The sequence below is a fragment of the Kutzneria sp. NPDC051319 genome (assembly GCF_040682195.1).
Taxonomy (GTDB): domain Bacteria; phylum Actinomycetota; class Actinomycetes; order Mycobacteriales; family Pseudonocardiaceae; genus Kutzneria.
Map to the genome: position 1 here is coordinate 36,534 of NZ_JBFBAM010000051.1, position 19,928 is coordinate 56,461.

Here is a 19,928-nt window from a genome sequence, read left to right on the forward strand (position 1 = left end):
AGGGACCCCAGCCGCCCACCGGCTGGGGTCCCTTCTGGTCTCACATCAGCTGGAGGCTGTGTTCCTCGGTGGACCGGCCGTCGACGGCCGCCAACTCGGGTAGACGCCCGGCCAGCACGAGCGCCCCGACCACCGCGACTATCGCGCAACCCGCCTGGGCGATCATGATGCCGACGCTGTTGTTGGTCGACTCGTGGTAGACGAACAAGCCGATGCCCGACGCCACCAAGGGATCCACGATGGTCAACGTGGCAACGACCGCCGCGGCCGGTCCGTTGGCATGCGCCTGGTTGATCAGCCAGGCGGCGCCGAGCAGAGCGATCGCGATCGTCGCGGCGAACACGAGTGCGATCAGGTTCAGACCGGACGAGCTGATGTGCTGGAGCATCGCGCGGATCACCGCGGACACCGTGCCGTAGAGCACGCCGGCCCCGGTGCCGAACAGCGCGCACCGTCGACGGCCCGTCGTGGCAAGGCCCGATGCCAGCAGAACCGCGACCGCGATCGCACCGATCAGCACCGCGCTGAGCACTGCGCTGGTGGGGATGGCGGCTTGGGTGCTGGTACTGGCCGCGAGCACGACGAAAAGCCCGACGGCCACGCTGGTGAGCGCGATCGCCAGGAATGGCATGCGAGGGCTGCGCCGACCGGGCAGCGCGATCAGGATGAGGGCGAGGATGCCCACGGGCTGGATGACGACCAGCGGCGCCGTGGCGAGCGCAGCGATGTGCATCGCGGCCCCGACCGCCATCATGAGCAGGCCAAGCAGCCACCGCCGGTCGGCCAGGGTTCGCATCAGCGCGCGGCCGGTGAGTAGGCCGGAGTTCTGCCCAGCGCGGACCGCGCGGTGTTGCCAATACGCCGCAACGGCTTGACAACACGCAGCACCGCAGGCCAATCCGACCGACCACCAGATCATTCCGCGCTCCTGCCGGATTCGACGTCCTGCGCGCACCGTACGTCCTGCCGTGCCCGCACCACGCCGATCAACAGCACGCCGACAGCCAGTCAACAGCTTGGCGATAGCTGCCCCGGAGCGTCGTCATCCCTCGGGGTTCCAGAAGTCGGCCCATGCCTCCCGCCTGCGACGACAGGCCGGTCAGGGATTCAGGGCGAGCTACTCGAGTGTTCGCTCGGCAGGGTGGCGGTGGTGGCGGTCCTGCTCGCCATGCGATAAATAGTGCGGACCTGATGGAGGCGCACGCATGTCGGACACGGTGGAGTGGACCCCGGCCGGGGTAGATCGAGACGTGCCCAGCGTGGCGCGGATCTACGACTACCTGCTCGGTGGCAGCCACAACTTCGCCCCTGACCGGGCGATGGCCAACAGGCTGCTTGCCGTTCAGCCCAACGTCGCCGACATCGCCCGCGGCAACCGTGCTTTCCTGCGCCGTGCGGTCCAGTTCATGGCGGAGGCGGGTGTGCGTCAGTTCCTCGACCTCGGCTCGGGCATTCCGACCGCCGGCAACGTGCATGAGATCGCTCAGAAGGTCCTGCCGGGCTCGCGCGTGGTGTATGTGGACTACGAAGGCGTTGCCGTCGCCCACAGTCAACTCCTGCTCGCCGAGAACGAGGACGCCACGATCGTTCAGTGCGACGTCACTCGGCCGAACGATGTGCTGAACGCCGAGGAGACTCGCAGGCTGATCGACTTCTCGCAGCCCGTCGGGTTGCTGGCCATCACGATCGGGCACTACCTGCCGCCCGACTGCGACCCGGCCGGAGTGTTCGCCCGCTACCGCGACGCCATCGCGCCGGGGAGCCACCTCGCGCTCACACACTTGACCGACGACTTCACCAGCGTGCACGGCGACGAGATCATCGAGACGATGAAAAGCACGCAGAACCACGTGTTCCCACGAACTCGCGAGCAGGTGCTGGAGTTGTTCGGCGACTTCGAACTGGTCGAGCCCGGGCTGGTCACGACCTCGGGATGGCGGCCGGACCATGGGATCGCGCCCGCCGTGGAACCTGAGCGGGACGGACTGTACGCGGGGGTCGCGGTCAAACCGTGACACTGTGTCACGTCGTGCGACCTGCCGATAGTCGTGGTTCAGGCCGCTGAGGCGATCCCGTCGACGCCCCTGTTCGAGCTGGCACCGGGTTGGTGAACAGCGTCCGGTCCACACGCTCACGGTGGACTCTACCCGCCCAAGGCGAAGGCTGGACCGGCCCGATGTCCGGGGACTCGGCCACTGAGGGGAGTGCGCGCCCGGGGGTTGCTGGGTACCGTCGACTACGGTGGGTGAACCTGGGGAGGAAGGCGTGGCGGCGGATCAGGCCGCGTTATGTGCTCTCGGCGCATGCCTGCGGCGACTGCGGCTCCGGCGCGGTCTCTCCCTGCGCGGCATGGCCCGCCGGCTCGGCGCCACCGGCCACAGCGCGCTGGTCGACTTCGAGCACGGACGCCGGTTGCCCCCTGCCGGCCTGCTCGCCTTGTACTGCAACGTTTATCCGGATGACGCCGCGGAGCTGACCCGGCTGTGGGACGCCGTGCACGAGGCGCGGGCCCAAGGCGTCGTGGCCGTGCCGTCGCCGTCCGAGCCGGTCGCGCAGCTGCCGGCGGATCTCGCGGACTTCGTCGACCGGGCGGCGGAGTTGTCCCGGGTGCTGGGGTGGATCCGGAAGGAGCCGGCGGTCGTCACCGTGTCCGGCGAACCGGGCGTCGGCAAGTCGAGCTTCGTGCTGCACCTCGCGCATCGCGTTCGGGCCGACTACCCGGACGGCCAGTTGTTCGTCGCACTGCACGGCGCCGGTCCCGCGCCGCTGCCGCCGGCCCAGGTGCTGGCGAAACTCCTTGTCCCGCTGGGCGTTCCGGACAACCGGCTGCCCACGGACCTGGACGGCCGCGCGGCGTTGTTGCGCTCCGTGCTGGCCACGCGGCGGGTGCTGATCGTGTTGGACGACGCCGCCGACGAGGCTCAGGTGCGACCAGCGCTGCCGGGGCACAGCGGGGCGCTGGTGTTGATCACCTCGCGTGGCCCGTTGGCCGCGCTGGACGGCGTGCGGCACGTCCGGCTCGGCGTGTTCGCGCCGGATGCCGCGCTGGAGCTGTTCCGGCGGGTCGCCGGGGCGGATCGGGTCGCGGCCGAGCTGCACGAGAGCAGGCAGATCGTCGCCCACTGCGGGCATCTGCCGCTCGCCACCCGGCTCGCGGCAGCCGGCGTCGCGGCCTGGCCACGTGGGCAGCTGCGGGATTGGGCCGACGAGTTGGCGGACCGGACGACCCGGCTGGATCGGCTGAGGGTCGGCGACCGCGCCGTGAGCACGGTGTTCGAGCTGAGCTATCAAGCCCTGTCCGAGCCGGCGCGGACGCTGTTTCGCCGGGCGCCGCTGCTGCCAGGTCCGGACTTCAGTGCGCGGACCGCCGTTAAAGCGCTTCCCGACGGTGACGTGGACACGGCCCTCGCGGAGCTGACCCAGCGCGGCATGATGCAGGCGTCCGATCGCGCCCGTCGGTACCGAATGCACGACCTGCTCAGGTTGTTCGCCGAGACACGACTCAACCGAGAGGAGGCGGCGGGCGACCGGCAATCGGTCGAACGGGCCGTGCTCGGCGACCTGCTCGGCACCGCATTCGACGCGGGCGCGACGCTGGACCCGTCCGGCTACGCCGTGCCCCGGCCGGAATCCCGGTTCGCCGACCGCGCGCAGGCGGTTCGCTGGCTGGACGCCGACTATCGCTGCGTCACGGCCGGCGTGCGGCGGGCCTGTGAGCTGGGCCTGACCGAGCTGGTGTTCCCGCTGCTGGTGGCCCTGCCGTGGTACTGGGACCTGCGGTGCCACTGGGACGAGTGGCAGGACGTGAACAAGTCCGTCCTGGAGGTGGCCGCGACCGTCGGCGACGGCCTCCGGCAGGTGATCGCGCTGAACAGACTGTGCATCGCACTGCGTTCGGTCGGCGACGCCGAGGCGGCGATCGAACACGGCCGGGCCGCGGTCCGGCTGGCCCGTCGGATCGAGCGTGCCGACGAGGAAGCCGGCGCCCTCGACCGGCTGGGCTGCGCGCTCGGCGATATCGGCCAGCACGAGAGTGCGGCGTCGCTGTTCGCCGACGCGATCCGGCTCAACGAACAGGTGGGCGAGCGCTGGTCGCTGGCCACTACGCGGCGGCACCTCGGTGAGGCGCTGCGGGCACTGGGAAGGCTGGACCAGGCCTCGGCGGCCTTCGAGCAGGCTGCTCGGGAGTTCGGCGAGCTGGACGCGACCCGCTCGCAGGCGATGACCTACTGCGGGCACGCCGACGTGCGGCTGGACCGCGGCGAACTGGACGAGGCCGCGCTGCTGTACCGGGCCGCGATGGAGTCGTTCCGGGCACACGACGACCACTGGGGCGTCGCCTGTGCGCGGCTCGGCCTCGGCCGGGTGTTCACCGCCGTCGGCCGGCGCGAGGATGCCAGGCGAGAACTCGCTGTCGCCGTCGAGGCGTTCGCGGATCTGGGGGACAACAGCTACCAGGCCGCCGCCCTGCGGGCGCTCGCCATGCTGTCGGACGCCTCCGCCTGAGCCGGTCCGGAAGTGGTCCGGGGTCGGTCCGGACCGTGTCGACCACCCGGCTGGCCCTGCTTTCCTCGGATCGAACCCGTTCCGGCACAAGGAGGTTCGATGCGTATCCGGCTACCACTGCTTGCCGCGGTCGTCACGCTGGGCGCCGCGATGATCGCTCTCGCGCCGGCCGACGCGGCCGGCGCTGAACAGCACCACATGTACCTGCGGACGGTCAGCGGCTGGAACTACGTCTCCACGGAGGCAGGCTGGACCGACAGCCAGGGCCGACACGCCAAGAACGTGCTTCGCGCCCGCTCCACGATCCCCGGCCCGTACGAGGGTTATCAGATCCGCCACCTGTCCGGTATGCCCGCCGGCGCCGTCGCGCTCTGGTCGGACGTCGCGCAGGCCTATGTCACCGCCGAGTTCTCCTGGGCCGGCCGCGACCGGGGCACCCTGCACGCCCGGCCCGGCCAGACCACCGTCGGCCCGTGGGAGACGTTCTACCAGGTGCAGATCGGCACCAGCGGCAACTACCCCGTGTTCACGCTCAAAGCGAACGACTCCAGCGGCGGCAGCTACTACGTGTCCGCCGACCAGGGCAGCAACTATCCCGGCGACCTGCAGGGCGTGCTGCAGGCCGACCAGACCGTGGCCAAGGACGGCGAGCACTGGGCTGAGGGTCCCGGCCCGCAGAACCTGGTCACCGGCGACGACTATCCCTGGCGCTACGCGGCCTTCGACCCGACGAAGAACCCGCCGAGCGACTTCGTCGACGCGCCGACCCGGGGCGGCTTCCAGTACGCCCGCGAGTGCGACTCGTTCGTCGCGTGGAAGATCTACGAGAACTCCGGCGGCCGGCAGTACACGCAGATCGGCGGCCCCGGCGGCACGCCGACCGACTACCGCACGTACTCGGTGGACATCAACGGCGGCAACCCGGGCATGGGGCCGGACGCCAAGGACTGGGCGAACAACGCGACGCGCTACAACTCCGGTTTCTGGGTGGACCAGACGCCGACGCCCGGCGCGGTGGCGCAGTGGAACGCCAACTCCGGCGGCATGGCCGGCTTCGGCCATGTGGCCTACGTCGACAAGGTCGACTCCGACGGATCGATCGTGGTCGAGAACTTCAACCTGACCGGGAACGGCGAGTACTCGGTGAACACGTTCAGCACGAAGAGCGCGACCGTGGTGGGGAACCTGACGTTCTCCTGGCCGTCGAACTTCGTGCACATCCATCAGTTCCACTGACCGATCGGCGGGATCTCGCGTCATCGAGGGGCGGCGCGAGATCTGCTTGTCGTGCGGGCGCGGGCGGCCTCCTGCCCGACCTCGTCGAGCGGGTGCTGTCGGCCGAATCAAGCCGGGCCTTGTCTTCGACCTCACCTTGCCGCTGGAGCAGGTCGCCGAGGGCTATCGGGCCATGGACGAACGCCGTGCCATCAAGGCCCTGCTTTGCGGTTGACCTTGTCGGTGGGGCGCTTGTCCAGGTCGACGGCCGTGCCGCGCGGCTGCCGCGCGTCCGGCAAGATCGTTTCGGTTCGCCTGATCGGGGGTATTCGCGGGGCCAGCCAGCTCCGGACCGGGAGGCCCCGATGACCAGCACGAACCGCCAGGACAAACCCAGCCTGCACGACCCGGCCACCATGCCCACCGACATCACCGGACGGCTCTCGGCCTTCGACAAGTTCGCCACCCACGCCGACCACTTCGCCTCCCGCGCCTGGTTCTTCGCGTTCTGCGTGGTGTTGGTCGTGGTCTGGGCGCCGTCGTTCTTCCTGTTCGGCAGCATCGACACCTGGCAGCTGATCATCAACACCATCACCACGATCGTGACGTTCCTGCTCGTGGCGCTGTTGCAGAACACCCAGAAACGCGCCGACGACGCGGTGCAGCACAAGCTCAACGCGATCGCCGAGGGCCTGGCCACCCTCATGGGCCACGTCGCCGGCCAGGACAACGCCGACCTGCGCCGCGACTCCCAAGAACTGCGTGCCGCGGTCGGCCTGGAAGACCGCGAAGGATCCTGAGCCGCTGCCGCTGCGCCGGCCGCCTGTGGGCACGACCGGCGCATCCCGGCACCAGCGTGCCCGTGGCGGGCCACCGCTGGGAGCGTTCTACCGGCTGACGAGTTGCAGAGCCGGCCGGGTACCGAAGTAGGCGGCGCTGGTCACGTACACCGCGTCGTGCGGGGCGAACGCCACGGCGGTCGGGTTCTGGATGTCGCCATGGTCCTTGTCCGCGAGAATCGTGATCGGCCCATCGCCGGCGAACCGGACCACCTGGTTGGCGAAGTTCAGCGCGGCCGTGACCACGCCGCAGTCGTCGATGACGAAGTCGTCGATGCCCAGGCCGGACCGGACGACGACCGGAAGCCCGGCGGCGTGCTGGCCGATCGGGATGCGCAGCAGCACGCCACGGGAGCTGTTCGCGGCGTAGAGGACTCCGCCGCGCAGCTTGAGGCCGTTGACGCCGGGTATCTCCACGCCGTGGTACGTCTCGCCGGTGGGGGCGAGCATGGGCGAGGACAACCATGGTGTCGCGGTGTCCGTGCCGGGCGCGACTCGAAGGATCACGCCGCCGAACGAGTCGGCGACGTAGAGGGCGCCGTCGGTGGCGAAGACGACGCCGTTCGGAAACGCCTGTGTGGACAAGGCGATGCGCCGCGTGGGTGTGCCCGTGCCGGCGAAGGCGCTCAGCGGCACGGTCCAGATCCCGGCGACGGCCGGATCGGCGGAGGACAACCCCACCGCGAGTCGGTCCGGTCGCAGTGGGTCTATCGCCACGCCGGTCGCCTGCCCGGCGGGCAGCGTCACGACCGCCCGGCTGCCGTCGCCGTGGACGGCCACGACGGCGTGCGCATACAGCCAGGTGACGTAGACGGTGCCGTCGGGGCCGACAATCAGGTTCTCGGGGTTCTGTCCGCTGCCGGCGTCGAAGGACGCGACAACCCGCACCCCCGAGGACGCGGCGGCCGGACCCGCCGCGGCGACGAGCACGGCCAGGACGGTGGCGATCGTGGCGACCGCGCGGTGTCTCCACGACGATCTGATGGTGATCGGGGACAAAGTCGTTCTCCTGTCAGGTGGGCCCGAGAGGGTGCGTTCGACCACCCGGCGGGCACGCGCCCGCCGACGCATCCCACCGGATGGTCGCTCACTCGGCCGGGCGCTCGGAGGCTCGGACGCGCTGGTAGGTGAGGTGGGTGAGGCTGTCGCCGACGGTGCGCACGTCGACCAGCCGCATCTGCTGGTGATTGCTGGTCCGGCCGAACAGGCGCTCGCCCACACCCATCACCAGCGGAAACACCACCAGCCGCAGCTCATCGACAAGGTCGTGCTCGACCAGCGTGTGCATGAGCCGGGTACTGGCGTAGACGCGGATCTCACCGGACACGGTGCGCTTGAGCGCCGCGACCGAGTCCACGACATCACCGGCGAGCACCGTCGAGTTGATCCAGTCGGGATCGGCGAGCACGGTCGAGACGACGAACTTGGGCAGGCTGTTCAACCGGTCCGCCAACGTGCCGGTGCGCGGTGGATACCGCGCGGCGAAATACTCGTAGCTGCGACGCCCCAGCAGCACGGCCTGCGCGCCCAGCGCGTCGTCCGCGATCATCTTGTACCACGCCTCGCGGTCGGCCGGACCGAGCGCGGCACGCCAGTCGTCGCGGCTGACCCCCTCCTCGGCGGTCGGGTCCTGGGTGACTCCGTCGAGCGAGATGTTCTCGAAGGCGACGATCGTTCCCATGTCGGTGCTCCTCTGCTCCGCGGTCGGACTCCTCGACGAGATAGACACCGCCAGGTCGGTGAGACTGGGCGCTCGCCGGCCGCCCAGTTCCCTGGTCGACCGGTGTCCATATCCGAAGGAAGTGCCGTGTGCGGCGGGAGAGGGTGACACGAGCGTGGTGACCGACAACCTGATGTCAAGGGCGCGAGCCGGGGACGGCGAGGCGTTCGCGGCACTGATCCAGCCGTACCGTAAGGAGTTGCAGGTGCACTGCTACCGGATGCTCGGCTCGATGCAGGAAGCCGAGGACATCCTGCAGGACACGCTGCTGGCCGCCTGGCAGGGTCTCGGCGGCTTCGAGGAACGCGCCTCGATCCGCACCTGGCTGTACCGGATCGCCACCAACCGGTGTCTCAACGCGCGTCGCTCGACAAGTCGACGCCTGGCCAGGGAATGGAACGTGCCCGACGTCGAACCGCCCGAGCCGACCCGGCTCGGCGAGGTCGTCTGGCTGCAGCCGTGTCCCGACCCCCTGCTCGACACACCGCTCGGGCCGGAGGCCCGCTACGAGCAGACCGAGACGATCTCGCTGGCGTTCGTCACCGCGTTGCAGGCGCTGCCGCCGCGCCAGGTTGCCGTGCTCGTGCTGCGTGACGTGCTCGGATTCCCCGCGGCCGAGGTGGCCGCGATGCTGGACTCGACGGTCGACTCGGTCACCAGCGCCCTCAAGCGGGCCCGGGTCACCCTGCCCCGCCGCCCGGCCGGCGATCACCAGCCGCCCACACCTGGCTCAGCCGCCGAGGGCACGGTGGTGGCGAAGTTCGTCCGCGCGTGGGAGTCCGCCGATCTCGACGCCCTGGTGGAGCTGCTGACCGACGACGTGTTCATCTCGATGCCGCCGATACCGCTGGAGTACGAGGGCCGAGAGCCCGCCGCCCGCTTCTGCGCCAGCGTCTTCCGCGCCGGCCGCAGGTTCGACCTCGTGCCGACCCGAGCCAACGGCCAACCTGCGTTCGGCGCGTACCTGCGCGCCCCCAACGGCATCAGCCATGGCACCAGCCTCTACGTGCTCACGCTCGCCGGCGACCGCATCAGCGCCATGACCGCATTCGACAGCACCATGCTTCCCCGGTTCGGCCTGCCCCGCTCACTCCCGAGCCGAGACACCTGACCCTGTCGCCGCCGAGCGTGCGCATCACGGACAACGGTCCTCGGGGAGTTATGTCGGCTTGCGGCCCCATGCGGTGATCATCGGTGCGAGCATGAGGTGGAGATCGCCACGGGCGAGGTTCGCGAGGTGTGTCTCGATCTCCTCGACGGTTGCCAGTCCAGCGGCCAGCAGGTGGTCGCGAACGTGCTGGATCGTGGCCGCTTCGAGGGTGGCGCAGGCGGGTGATCCGATCGGGAAGTAGGCCTCCGCGCGGACATCCTCCAGGTCCGCCTCACGCAGCAGCCTGGGCAGCGTGCGACCGTACGCGAGGTCCGCGCCGCGCTCGACCATCAGCGTGCGGATTCGGGTGCGCAGGCGGTTCGCCAACTCCTCGGCGGGACCGCGTTCGTCCGGACAGGCGAGCGGCTGCAGTGCGGGGTCCGCATCCTCGATCACCAGCCACCCGCCAGGCCGGAGCGCATCGACCATGACCCGCAGCGCGGCCGCGCGGTCCTTGAGGTGGACCAGCACCAGTCGGGCGTGGACCAGGTCGAACGTCTCCGCCGGCGGCGGGTCGCCCGTCACGTCATGCCGCCGCACTTCCAGCGCACCGCCTGCTGCCGGCTCGGTCCACGAGACGTCGATGTCGGTGGCCAGCACCCGGCCGCCGGGCCCCACCCGCTCCGCCAGACCGCCCGGTACCGAGACGCCGCCGGCGCCGACCTCCCAACACCGCCATCCTTCGGCGAGCCCCACGTCGTCGAGGTGGCGAAACGTCCAGGGGTCGAACAGTTCGGCCAGCGCTTCGAACCTTTCGCCCGCTTCCGGGCGGCGGTTGTCGAGCAGGTAACGGTTCACGGCGACAGCATACGAGCGGCCCCGCTCAGGCTCATTCAGTTCGTCGGCGGGAGGCTCAGTCCAGTGCGATTGCTGGGCGCGGCGGCGATCTGACTGAAGCCTGGCCGATCGGCCGGCTCCAGCCGCCAGAGATGGTCGGTCGTGCCGTTGTCGTGGAACTGGACCGCGGGCGCGCTGTCCTGTGTGGACATGTTTGCCACGCCCAGCAGCAGGCCGCTGTTGAGGTTGCGGAGCTGGAACTGGCCGCCGCCGGTGTCGATCAGACTCCACAGGTGGTCGGTCGTGCCGTTGTCGTGGAACTGAACCGCGGGTGCGCTGTCCTGTGTGGACATGTTCGACACGCCCAGCAGCAGGCCGCTGTTGACGTTCTGGATCTTGTACTGACCGCCGCCGGCCGGCGTCAGGCGCCACAGGTGATCGGCGGTGCCGTTGTCGTGGAACTGGACCACCTGGGCGCCGTCCTGGGTGGACATCTGGTCGACGCCGAGCAGCAAACCGCTGTTGACGTTCTGAATGTGGAACACCGGCGGACTCCACACCTCGAACTCCTGCAGGCCCCAGCCGATGCCGCCGCCACGGTTGGGGGCGACGACCCGCAACCGGTCGGTGCTCAGCGCGGGGAAGGTGACCTCGTCGGACTGCCGGACCTGGCCGGGCACGCTGGCCCAGCCGCTGCCGGTGTCGTACTGAAGGTCGTACGACACCGGCGAACGCACGCCGCCACCGTCGTCGTAGAAGGTGAGGCGGACGTCGCTCACCGACACTGTGCGTTGGAAATCGACGCCGTAGTAGTCGCTGGCGTTGGGGGAGGCGTAGCTCGTCCAGCGGCTGTTCTCGGGGATGCCGGTGCGGTAGACGATGCCGTCGATCGCGTTCCAGACGTTGTCGTACGGGGAGGTGTAGGACGCGAACGGCTGCGGACCGCTCGCGAAACGCTGGCCGTTGGCGGCGATGTCGACGAGACCGGAGGCCGGCTGGGTGATGGCCGGCCCGACGGGCACGGTCACCGCCCTCGGCGTCGGCGAGGACGCTACCTGGCGGCCGTCGACATACACGTGCATGCCCGCGCCCTGGTGATACCGAGAACCGGTGCGGTCCCACAGCACAGTGACGTTGTGGCCGTGGTAGGGGGTGTTCTCCAGCGCGAAATAGTCCCAACCGGACGGGGCGAGGGGCTTGATCGTCAAGGTGTTCCCGGCCTGGCCGCGCAGACCGATCAGGCCGGAGATGACGTTGTCGTTGAAGGTGGAGTGGTTGTAGTCCTCGCTGTGGTCGTACGAGTCGTAGATCCACGTGGGCTGGTCCGGGTCGTGCGCCTCGGCCACGTACGGCTGTCCGTTGCGATACTGGGTGGCCGCGTAGGTGTGCAACATCGACACGTAGTCGCTGGCGGTGATGACCGACTGTGCGGGGTAGTCGTCCAGCAGGTTGGCCACTCCGGTCAGCGTCTGCGAGGTCTCGTACGGCCAGGACGGCCCGTCCCAACGGCAGCACTGGGCAGCCTCGTGCATGAACCACCGACTGCGCCGCTCGGTGGTCGTCGGCCCGTACGCGGCGGCGAAGCCGTTGGGGTCCTTCAACTGCGCGAACGCCGAGGAGTCCGATGCTGCCGGCATGTCGAACATCCACGGCACGAAGCCCATCTCCTCGCGCGTGTCCAGCAGCGCGTGGGAGGGGTTGTCGTCCCGGGGCATGTCGTAGAAGAACTGGCGGCTGGGATCCCACAGGTGGGTCTGCATCGCCGCCTGTAGGGCCGAGGCGCGGTGGGCGAAGTCGGCTGCCGTCGCGGTGTCGCCGGTCAGCCCGGCGATCTGGGCGATGGCCATGGCGTCGCCGTACTGATAGGCGTTGATGGTCGGCCGGAAGCCGGCGCCGCCGTGGTACGGATTGCTGGACTCGTACGAGGACGGCGAGTACTCGGTGGCATCCCAGACCGGCACCTGCCAATACAGACCAAGTCCGCTGTCGAAGTGATCGGCCCACCCGTCGTACTGGCGGATCAACGCCTGCCGCTCGGCGGTGGTGAAGCCGGCGTCACCGGCCGCGAGATACTGCTGCCACACCGCGCTCGCAGCCCAGAAGCTGTACTCGTGCGCCCAGTCCCCGGTGTCGGGGTTGACGCCGTCGGTGCGGGGCTTGGCGAACTGGCCCGGGCCGTTGAGCCAGTAGTCGATGTCGTCCTTGGTGTACTGCTGGTCGCGCAGCCAGCGGCCCTCGGTGATCTGGTGCCCGGCCGCCGCCACGACGCCGCCGTAGGGGGCGCCGTAGCTGACCGGCTGCAGGAACTCGTTGGACAGCCAGCCGTATTCCGGTCCGGTGTAGACCAGATGTTCCCTGTAGGTCTGCCAGCGGTAGTAGTAGACGTCCTGGATCTGCTTGTCCGGCACCTCCAGGAACGGGATGTTGGCTTCGTACCAACCGGGATCCTCAACCGAACCGAGTAATGCGGTGTGGTCGAGGAAAGTGGTCGCCGCGGCCGAACCGCCGACGGCGGGGGCGGCCGGCGCGGCGACGGCGAGCAGCACCACGGCGGCGGCCATGGCCCACCCTGCCCGCCCCATGTCAGTGCTTTCCGGCACGCAGGGCGAGCAGCGCGAACATGCCGCCGACCACCGGGCGCGCCTGGAAACCGGACTGACGGCCGGAGATCGTGTCGTAGAGGTCGGTGAACGGCACTCGGCTGGCGCTGGTCGTCACGAAGTCGTACACGTCGTTGACGAACGCGTCACGAACCGCGGGGTGGTCGTGCTGCCAGGCCGCAGTCCACAGTGCCCAGTCGGCCTTGGTGTAGGAGTGCCGAAGGTCCAGCGGCGTGCCGAACTGGTTGCGGTGCTGGAGATACCACGTCCCTTCCTCTGCCGTCACCGCGGCCGGGATCAGGTCGAGGCCGAGCAGCGTGTCGGCGAAACCGTTGTACTTCAGGCTCCAGGTGCCCGGCCGGTCGTAGGCGAGTTTGAGCTGTCCGGTGGCGTCGGTCGCCTTGGCCCGCCACTGGGCAATGTAGTCCTTGGCCACGTTCAGGTAGTGCGCGGCGTCGGCGGTGTTGCCGGCCGCCGTGGCGATCTGCGACATCGCGCCGATGGCGACGATGCCCTTCAACGCCAGGTTGACGCTGTGCGCGATGAAGCCGGTGAAGTCGTCGGTCTGGTTCTGGTAGCCGGGGTCCAGGGCGTTGTCGACGAGGTAGTCGGCCCACTGCTTGAGGATCGCGTAGTGGCCGGTCTTCTTGGCCGCGGCGAACATGATCAGCATGTTCGCGGACTCCTCGACCGGCATGTCCTCCTCGTTGCCGTCGTTGTGGCCGCCGGCGTTGGGGTAGCTGGAGCCCAGGTCGTGCTCGGCGAAGTTCTTCGGCCAGCCGCCGGTCTCGGCGTAGTCCAGCACCGGTTCCAGCAGCAGGCTCAGGTACTGCGGGTCGAGGTAGGCGAACACGGGCATCGCCGGGTACAGCACGTCGATGGTGGAGACGTTGCCGTCGCTGGAGATCTCCTTGAGAAACGCCCACGGCCGGCCGTCGCGGACCACCAGTTCGGTGCCGGCGTAGGCCTGACGCAACGCCAGCGCGCACAGCGCCGCGTACTTGGCGCCGCCGGCCCGACGGGCCTCGGAGGTGACCTTGTCGTCGAGGCGGTCCGAGCGGCCGAAGGCCTGCTTGTCCGCGTGGAAATCCGCGACCATGCGGCGCCAGTCCGGCCAGTACATGGTCCACAATGGATTCAACGGCGTGCCCAGGTAACTCACCGCCGGGGTGCGGATGTGCCCGACGGAGACGACGAACGGGTCGGTCGGACCGCGGACGGCTCCCAGGTCGAGGGTGAACCCGGCCACCGGCCACCGATCACTGATCCGGCGTGGCTGGGCGGCATCCACGGTGTCGTCGAGCCGGGCCTTCTGCCGCACGGCAACGTCCTCGCCGATCTGCCAGGTCAGACCGGGCCGCTCCGCGGTGCTCCAGGTGACCGTGCCCCAGGACGCCATGTCGTCGTGCTCCGCCAGCACACCCGGGTTCGCCGGGGTGAACGACAGCGAACGGACTCCGTCGGCCGACGTCGAATCCCACCCCACGGAGGCGTTGGAGTCACCGTTGGTCCATTCGGCGCTGATGTCGACGTACAGGGAGACCTGGTGCGCCCTGCCGTCGACGCTGCGGGCCTGCATCGAGACGTAGGACAGCGGCATGGACTGCCGACGCAGGTCGCCGGGCTCGATGGGGGACAGGAACGTGACCGTGAGCTCGACGCCGCCGCCGTTGAGTGTGAACCGGGACTTCGTGGGCGTGACGGTCACGTCGGTCTGGATCATGCCGCGCGGCGCGGCGTCGGGCAGCGCCGGCGCGCCGATGAACACGTGGGCCACGCCGTCGATCCGGGCGATGCCGGCCATCGCGGTCGTGCGGCCGGTCCAGAAACCGGCCCATTCGCCGGCCAGGTAGTCACCGGCCAGCCAGGTGCTCAGGTACGGCGAGCGGACCGCGAGCGGCGTGGCCGGCGGTCGCACCGGGTGGAAGCCCGACGGTGCGGGGGAGTTCGGGGCCGACTCCTCGGCGGCCGATGCGTTCGTTGCCAGCAGGGAAGACGCGGCGAGCGTCAGACCGGCGGCGCCGGAGAACCGAAACAGGTCACGGCGTCCGAGCGACGCCGGTGCTGCTTCGAGGTGGTCACGGTCAGAGGGCACGGTCGTCTCCCAGTGGTCACAGGGATAGGGACACTGCGTGGCTCCTCGGTCTTACATCGTTGGCACAACGTTGTAAATCGGTCTGTCCGGTTCAGGACAGTGAACAGGTCCGGTCGGTCGATGATGCTCCGTCGGATCGCCGGCGCGCACGGTTCACATCCGGTAGCTGGTTTCGGCTGCCTGGACAAGACCGCGGACCACCGGGTTCCGGCTGGTCCGCGGCCAGGCCACGACGATCTCGCTCGGCGGCCGGTCGGCCAGCGCGACGACGACCAGCCCGGCCGGCAGTGGTTGGTCGACGGGGGCCAGCGCTGAGATCCCGTTCCATACGACTGCCTGCAGGCATTCCTGGATGGTGCGCATGACCGGCGCGGCGGCGTCGTGCGGTCCGCCGGTCCAGTAGGCGGTCCACGCCGGGTCGGCGTCGTCCGGCAGTCGGACCCACCGGCGGCCGACCAGGTCGGCCGCCGAGACTGTGACGTGGTCGGCGAGCGGATCGCTGTCCCGCACCACTACCCCGACCGGCACCGAGCGCAGCACGTGTGTCCTGATCCCGGTGCTGTCGAAGGGGGTTCGGGTCAGCGCCACGTCGACGATCCCGGCGCGCAGTCCGGCCGTCGGGTCGCCGAGATCGGCTTCGTGGATGCTGACGTTCACGTGCGGATGGCGGTCACGGAAAAGGGGGACCAACCGTCCGGCGGCGTGCTCGGCCGTGTCCGCGAGCGTCCCGATCGTCAGGTTCGCTGTTCCCGACGCGGCGATGACCAGTCCGGGAATCCGGTCGGCCTGCCGCAGCAACGCGACGGCTTCGCCGTGCAGCACCGTGCCGGCAGCGGTGAGGGTGACGCCCTTCGGGGTGCGTTCGAACAGCGGGACGCCGAGTTCGTCCTCGAGTTGCCGGATCGCCCGGCTCAGCGGCGGCTGGGTCATGTGCAGGCGGCTCGCCGCCCGGCCGACGTGACGCTCCTCGGCCACGGCGACGAAGTACCGGAGCACGCGCACATCCACCCGAACACGATACCCGTGCGGTATCGGGTTGTCGGAAATGGACTTGGACGTGCGGGCGGCCACGGGCGAAGGATCGGAAGCAGAATGCGGAGAGGAGCAGAGCCCATGACCGACCGCACGCTCAAGATCGGGTGCTTCCGGTACGACACGACACAGCCGTTGTTCGACGGGACCGTGCCCGCCGACGGCCTCGACCGCGTGCTGGAAACCGCCGCCACGCTGCCGGAGATCTTCGAACGACTGATCCGCGGGAACGAGTTCGACGTCGCCGAGCTGGGCCTGACGTTCTACCTCCGGCTGCTGGAGTCGGACCGATCGCTCGTGGCACTGCCGATCTTCCCGAACCGGGTGTTCCGGCACTCGTGCGTCTTCGTCAACACCCGTTCGGGGATCACCGGACCAGGCGATCTCGTGGGCCGGACCATCGGCGAGTTCGGCACCTACGGCCAGGACTCGGGCGTGTGGTCCAAGGGCATCCTGATGGACGACCACGGGTTCCGGCCCGAACTGAACCGCTGGCTGATCGGCGGCCTCGATCATCCGTCCGCGCCGTTCGACTTCATTGCCCACCCGCGCCCGGACAATGTCGACGTGTCCGACGCGCCCGAGGGAAGAGCGCTGAGCGACATGCTCGATGTCGGCGAGATCGACGCCTTGTTCTCCGCCAACGTTCCGCAGTGCGTGCTCGACGGATCCCCGAACGTCGCCCGGCTGTTCCCGGACTTCGAACCGCTGGAACGCGACTACCACCGGCGCACCGGCATCTTTCCGATCATGCACACCATCGTCGCTCGGCGAGACCTCCTGCGGGAGCGCCCTGGTCTCGCCCGCGACGTCTACCGCGTCTTCGCCGCGGCCAAGGACGCGGCCGCCGACCGCTATCGCCGCAACCGCAGGCTGTACCAGGTCCAGACCATGGTCCCGTGGATGAACGCGCTGATCGAGCGCAACGACGAGGAGTTCGCCGAGGACTGGTGGCCCTACGGCATCTCGGCCAACCGTGTCACGCTCGAAGCGTACCTGCGCTACCACTACGAGCAGGGCCTGTCCTCGCGGCCGTGGAAGGTCGAGGAGATCTTCGCGCCGGAATTGCTGGACACGTGACCTCCGACGACGGCCGGGAAGGACGGTGACTGCACCCAGGATCGGCGGGGCGACAGCCTCGCCTCCCGGCCGTCGTGCACCGCAAGTACCGAACGCGCCTCATGACGCAGGCACCGGCGCGGCAGGTCGACGACCGTCACGCGTGGTCGAGCAGGGCAAGCACCTTGGCCGCCATCGCGGCCGGGTCGCCGTCCTGGGGACGGAGCACGAGTGCGGGCTCGACGGGAACCTCGTAGGGATCGTCGACCCCGGTGAAGCCGGTGATCTCGCCGGCCCTGGCCCGCGCGTACATGCCCTTGGGATCGCGGGCCTCGCAGACGTCGACGGGCGTGTCCACGAACACCTCGACGAAGGCGAGCCCGGCGGCCACGTGCCGGGCTCGCACCAGGTCGCGGTCGGCGCGGTACGGGCTGATCAGGGACACCACCGCGACCAGCCCGGCGTCGGCGAACAGCTGGGCCACCTCGCCGACGCGCCGCACGTTCTCGGCCCGATCCGCAGCGCTGAACCCCAGCCCGGCGTTAAGGCCGTGCCGGAGGTTGTCGCCGTCGAGCCGATAGGCCGGACGGCCGGCGAGCACCAGGCGGCGTTCCAGTTCGGCGGCGATGGTGGACTTGCCGGAGGCCGAGAGGCCGGTGAGCCACACCGTCAGACCCCGCGTCGCCCGGTCGGATCGGCCGACCGCGGTGGGGTGCCAGACCACGGACGCGCTGGGCTCGGTGATCATGCCGGCGGCGACCGTGTTGTTGGTGGCGTCGTCGACCAGGATGAAGCTGCCGGTCGACCGGTTGCGGCGATAGGAGTCGAACAGCAGCGGTGTCTGCGTGCGGAGCCGAACCCGGCCGATCTCGTTGAGCGACAACGAATCCGCGGCCTCGTCGCGGTGCAGGGTGTTGACGTCGATGCGGTAGGGCAATTCCTGTACTTGGGCCCGGACCGAGCGCGTGGTGTGCCGCATCGTGTAGCGGGCGCCCGGCGTCAGCGTGGACCGTTCGGTGAGCCAACAGACCATGGCGTCGATGTCCTGGCTGACGTGTGGTCGGTTGTGTGGACGGCAGATCAGGTCGCCGCGCGCCACGTCCAGCTCGTCGTCGAGTCGCACGGTGACCGCCTGCGGCGGGAACGCCTCGTCGACCGGTTCACCACCCGGACCCCAGATTTCCCTTATCCGCGAGGGGAAGCCGGCTGGCAGTACCACGACCTCGTCGCCCGGCTTGAGCACGCCACCGGCCACGGTGCCGGCGTAACCCCGGAAGCCCTGCGCGCGGATCACATACTGGACCGGGAGCCTCGCGTCGATGAGGTTGCGGTCCGAGGCGACGTGCACCTCCTCCAGGTGGTGCAGCAGCGAGGTTCCCTCATACCAGGGCATGTTCGCGCTGCGCTGCACGACGTTGTCGCCGTGCAGCGCGGAAACGGGCACGAACGCGAGGTCGGCCACGGTCAGCTTCATGGCGAACCGGCGGAATTCCTCGCGGATCTCCGCGAACCGCTCGGCCGACCAGTCGACGAGGTCCATCTTGTTCACGCACAGCACCAGATGGGAGACGCCAAGCAGGCTGGCGATGAACGCGTGCCGCCGGGACTGCTCGACGATGCCCTTGCGCGCGTCGACCAGGATCAGCGCCAAGTCCGCGGTGGACGCGCCGGTGACCATGTTCCGCGTGTACTGCACGTGTCCGGGCGTGTCGGCGATGATGATCTTACGCTTGGGCGTGACGAGATAGCGGTAGGCGACGTCGATGGTGATGCCCTGCTCGCGTTCGGCCCGCAGCCCGTCGGTGAGCAGGGCCAGGTTCGGTTCGGCCTCGCCGCGGGCGCGGCTGGTGCGCTCCACCGCGGCGAGCTGATCGGCGAAGATCGCTTTCGAGTCGTGCAGCAGCCGGCCGATCAGGGTGGACTTCCCGTCGTCGACACTGCCCGCGGTGGCCAGCCGTAGCATCAGAAGTAGCCCTCCTTCTTGCGATCCTCCATGCCCGCCTCGGATATCCGGTCGTCGGCGCGGGTCGCGCCGCGCTCGGTGGTCCGGCTGGCCGCCACCTCGGTGATCACGGCTTCCGCCGTGGTGGCGGTGGATTCCACGCAGCCGGTGCAGGTGGCGTCGCCGACGGTGCGGAAGCGCACCGATGCCTCGAACGGCTCGTCGCCGTCGAGCAGCGTGATGAACCTGGTGTGGGCCAACAACATCCCGTCCCGATGTAGAACCCGGCGCCGATGCGCGTAGTAGAGCGACGGCAGGTCGATGCGCTCGGCGGCGATGTAGCGCCAGATGTCCAGCTCGGTCCAGTTGGACAGCGGGAAGACGCGGATGTGCTCGCCTTTCCGGTGCGCGCCGTTGTAGAGGTTCCACAGCTCGGGCCGCTGGTTGCGGGGATCCCACTGGCCGTACTCGTCGCGGAAGCTGAACACCCGCTCCTTGGCCCGCGCCTTCTCCTCGTCGCGGCGCGCGCCGCCGAACGCCGCGTCGAAGCCGTTCTCGGCGATGCCGCGCAGCAATGTGGTGGTCTGCAACCGGTTCCGGCTGGCTCGCGGGCCGGTCTCCTCGACGGCCCGGCCCGCATCGATGTCGTCCTGGACGGTGGCGACCACGAGCCGCACACCGAAGCGGGCGACCGCGCGGTCCCGAAACGCCAGCACTTCGTCGAAGTTGTGGCCGGTGTCCACGTGCAGCACCGGGAACGGCACCGGCGCCGGCCAGAACGCCTTGGCCGCCAGGTGCAGCAGCACCACCGAGTCCTTGCCGCCGGAGAACAGCAGCGCCGGCCGCTCGAAGGTGGCCGCCACCTCACGCAGGACGTGCACCGACTCGGCTTCCAGCGCCCGCGGCGGGGACAGCTCGTACGCAGTGGTCATGGCGGAACCACCCTTCACGTCGGAAGGAAATTAGAACAGGTTCTTGTTCTTGGTCAACCGA

At 69.5% G+C, this 19,928-nt stretch carries 15 protein-coding genes; 6 read left to right on the plus strand and 9 right to left on the minus strand.

What is annotated here, in order from left to right; genetic code table 11:
- Nucleotides 1-40: 40 nt before the first annotated feature.
- The gene (locus tag AB0M73_RS34970; RefSeq protein ID WP_363900058.1) at nucleotides 41-796 is read right to left on the minus strand and encodes a hypothetical protein; all 756 of its coding nucleotides are present in this window, start codon (nucleotides 794-796) and stop codon (nucleotides 41-43) included.
- Nucleotides 797-1,205: 409 nt separating this feature from the next.
- Between AB0M73_RS34970 and AB0M73_RS34975 the strand changes: the two genes are divergently transcribed.
- The 4 genes from AB0M73_RS34975 (at nucleotide 1,206) to AB0M73_RS34990 (ending at nucleotide 6,521) form a co-directional block, all read left to right on the plus strand.
- Nucleotides 1,206-2,015, plus strand: coding sequence for an SAM-dependent methyltransferase (locus AB0M73_RS34975; protein WP_363900061.1), 810 nt, complete (start codon nucleotides 1,206-1,208; stop codon nucleotides 2,013-2,015).
- Nucleotides 2,016-2,265: 250 nt separating this feature from the next.
- Nucleotides 2,266-4,506: a tetratricopeptide repeat protein gene (locus tag AB0M73_RS34980; protein ID WP_363900064.1), complete on the plus strand. Its 2,241-nt coding sequence runs from the start codon at nucleotides 2,266-2,268 to the stop codon at nucleotides 4,504-4,506.
- Between the two features lie 99 nt (nucleotides 4,507-4,605).
- Nucleotides 4,606-5,742: a CHAP domain-containing protein gene (locus tag AB0M73_RS34985; protein ID WP_363900067.1), complete on the plus strand. Its 1,137-nt coding sequence runs from the start codon at nucleotides 4,606-4,608 to the stop codon at nucleotides 5,740-5,742.
- A 344-nt stretch (nucleotides 5,743-6,086) separates the two neighbouring features.
- A complete protein-coding gene (locus AB0M73_RS34990; RefSeq protein WP_363900070.1) occupies nucleotides 6,087-6,521 on the plus strand; it encodes a low affinity iron permease family protein in 435 nt (144 codons plus the stop codon).
- Between the two features lie 87 nt (nucleotides 6,522-6,608).
- On the opposite strand, the gene AB0M73_RS34995 is transcribed toward AB0M73_RS34990, so the two are convergent.
- Both AB0M73_RS34995 and AB0M73_RS35000 read right to left on the minus strand, forming a co-directional pair.
- A complete protein-coding gene (locus AB0M73_RS34995; protein WP_363900073.1) occupies nucleotides 6,609-7,559 on the minus strand; it encodes a hypothetical protein in 951 nt (316 codons plus the stop codon).
- An 88-nt stretch (nucleotides 7,560-7,647) separates the two neighbouring features.
- Nucleotides 7,648-8,241 (minus strand): dihydrofolate reductase family protein, encoded by a 594-nt coding sequence (locus AB0M73_RS35000; protein ID WP_363900076.1) that lies wholly within the window; start codon nucleotides 8,239-8,241, stop codon nucleotides 7,648-7,650.
- A gap of 154 nt (nucleotides 8,242-8,395) precedes the next feature.
- On the opposite strand from AB0M73_RS35000, the gene AB0M73_RS35005 reads away from it, so the two are divergent.
- Nucleotides 8,396-9,391, plus strand: coding sequence for a sigma-70 family RNA polymerase sigma factor (locus tag AB0M73_RS35005; RefSeq protein WP_363900078.1), 996 nt, complete (start codon nucleotides 8,396-8,398; stop codon nucleotides 9,389-9,391).
- 48 nt (nucleotides 9,392-9,439) lie between these two features.
- On the opposite strand, the gene AB0M73_RS35010 is transcribed toward AB0M73_RS35005, so the two are convergent.
- The 4 genes from AB0M73_RS35010 to AB0M73_RS35025 form a co-directional block, all read right to left on the minus strand.
- The gene (locus AB0M73_RS35010; protein WP_363900081.1) at nucleotides 9,440-10,228 is read right to left on the minus strand and encodes a methyltransferase domain-containing protein; all 789 of its coding nucleotides are present in this window, start codon (nucleotides 10,226-10,228) and stop codon (nucleotides 9,440-9,442) included.
- Nucleotides 10,229-10,263: 35 nt separating this feature from the next.
- On the minus strand, nucleotides 10,264-12,768 hold the full coding sequence (locus AB0M73_RS35015) for an RICIN domain-containing protein (RefSeq protein ID WP_363900084.1): 2,505 nt from the start codon (nucleotides 12,766-12,768) through the stop codon (nucleotides 10,264-10,266).
- A 22-nt stretch (nucleotides 12,769-12,790) separates the two neighbouring features.
- The gene (locus AB0M73_RS35020; RefSeq protein WP_363900086.1) at nucleotides 12,791-14,902 is read right to left on the minus strand and encodes a DUF5127 domain-containing protein; all 2,112 of its coding nucleotides are present in this window, start codon (nucleotides 14,900-14,902) and stop codon (nucleotides 12,791-12,793) included.
- A gap of 153 nt (nucleotides 14,903-15,055) precedes the next feature.
- On the minus strand, nucleotides 15,056-15,910 hold the full coding sequence (locus tag AB0M73_RS35025; RefSeq protein ID WP_363900089.1) for a LysR family transcriptional regulator: 855 nt from the start codon (nucleotides 15,908-15,910) through the stop codon (nucleotides 15,056-15,058).
- A 105-nt stretch (nucleotides 15,911-16,015) separates the two neighbouring features.
- Here AB0M73_RS35025 and AB0M73_RS35030 point away from each other — a divergent pair, with 105 nt between their 5' ends.
- On the plus strand, nucleotides 16,016-17,014 hold the full coding sequence (locus AB0M73_RS35030) for a 4,5-dihydroxyphthalate decarboxylase (RefSeq protein ID WP_363900091.1): 999 nt from the start codon (nucleotides 16,016-16,018) through the stop codon (nucleotides 17,012-17,014).
- A 136-nt stretch (nucleotides 17,015-17,150) separates the two neighbouring features.
- Here the strand turns inward: AB0M73_RS35030 and cysC are convergent, their stop codons facing one another.
- Both cysC and cysD read right to left on the minus strand, forming a co-directional pair.
- A complete protein-coding gene (cysC, locus tag AB0M73_RS35035; RefSeq protein ID WP_363900094.1) occupies nucleotides 17,151-18,956 on the minus strand; it encodes an adenylyl-sulfate kinase in 1,806 nt (601 codons plus the stop codon).
- The gene (gene cysD, locus AB0M73_RS35040) at nucleotides 18,956-19,867 is read right to left on the minus strand and encodes a sulfate adenylyltransferase subunit CysD (RefSeq protein WP_363900096.1); all 912 of its coding nucleotides are present in this window, start codon (nucleotides 19,865-19,867) and stop codon (nucleotides 18,956-18,958) included. The genes cysC and cysD overlap by 1 nt, the downstream gene beginning before the upstream one ends.
- Nucleotides 19,868-19,928 lie beyond the last annotated feature (61 nt).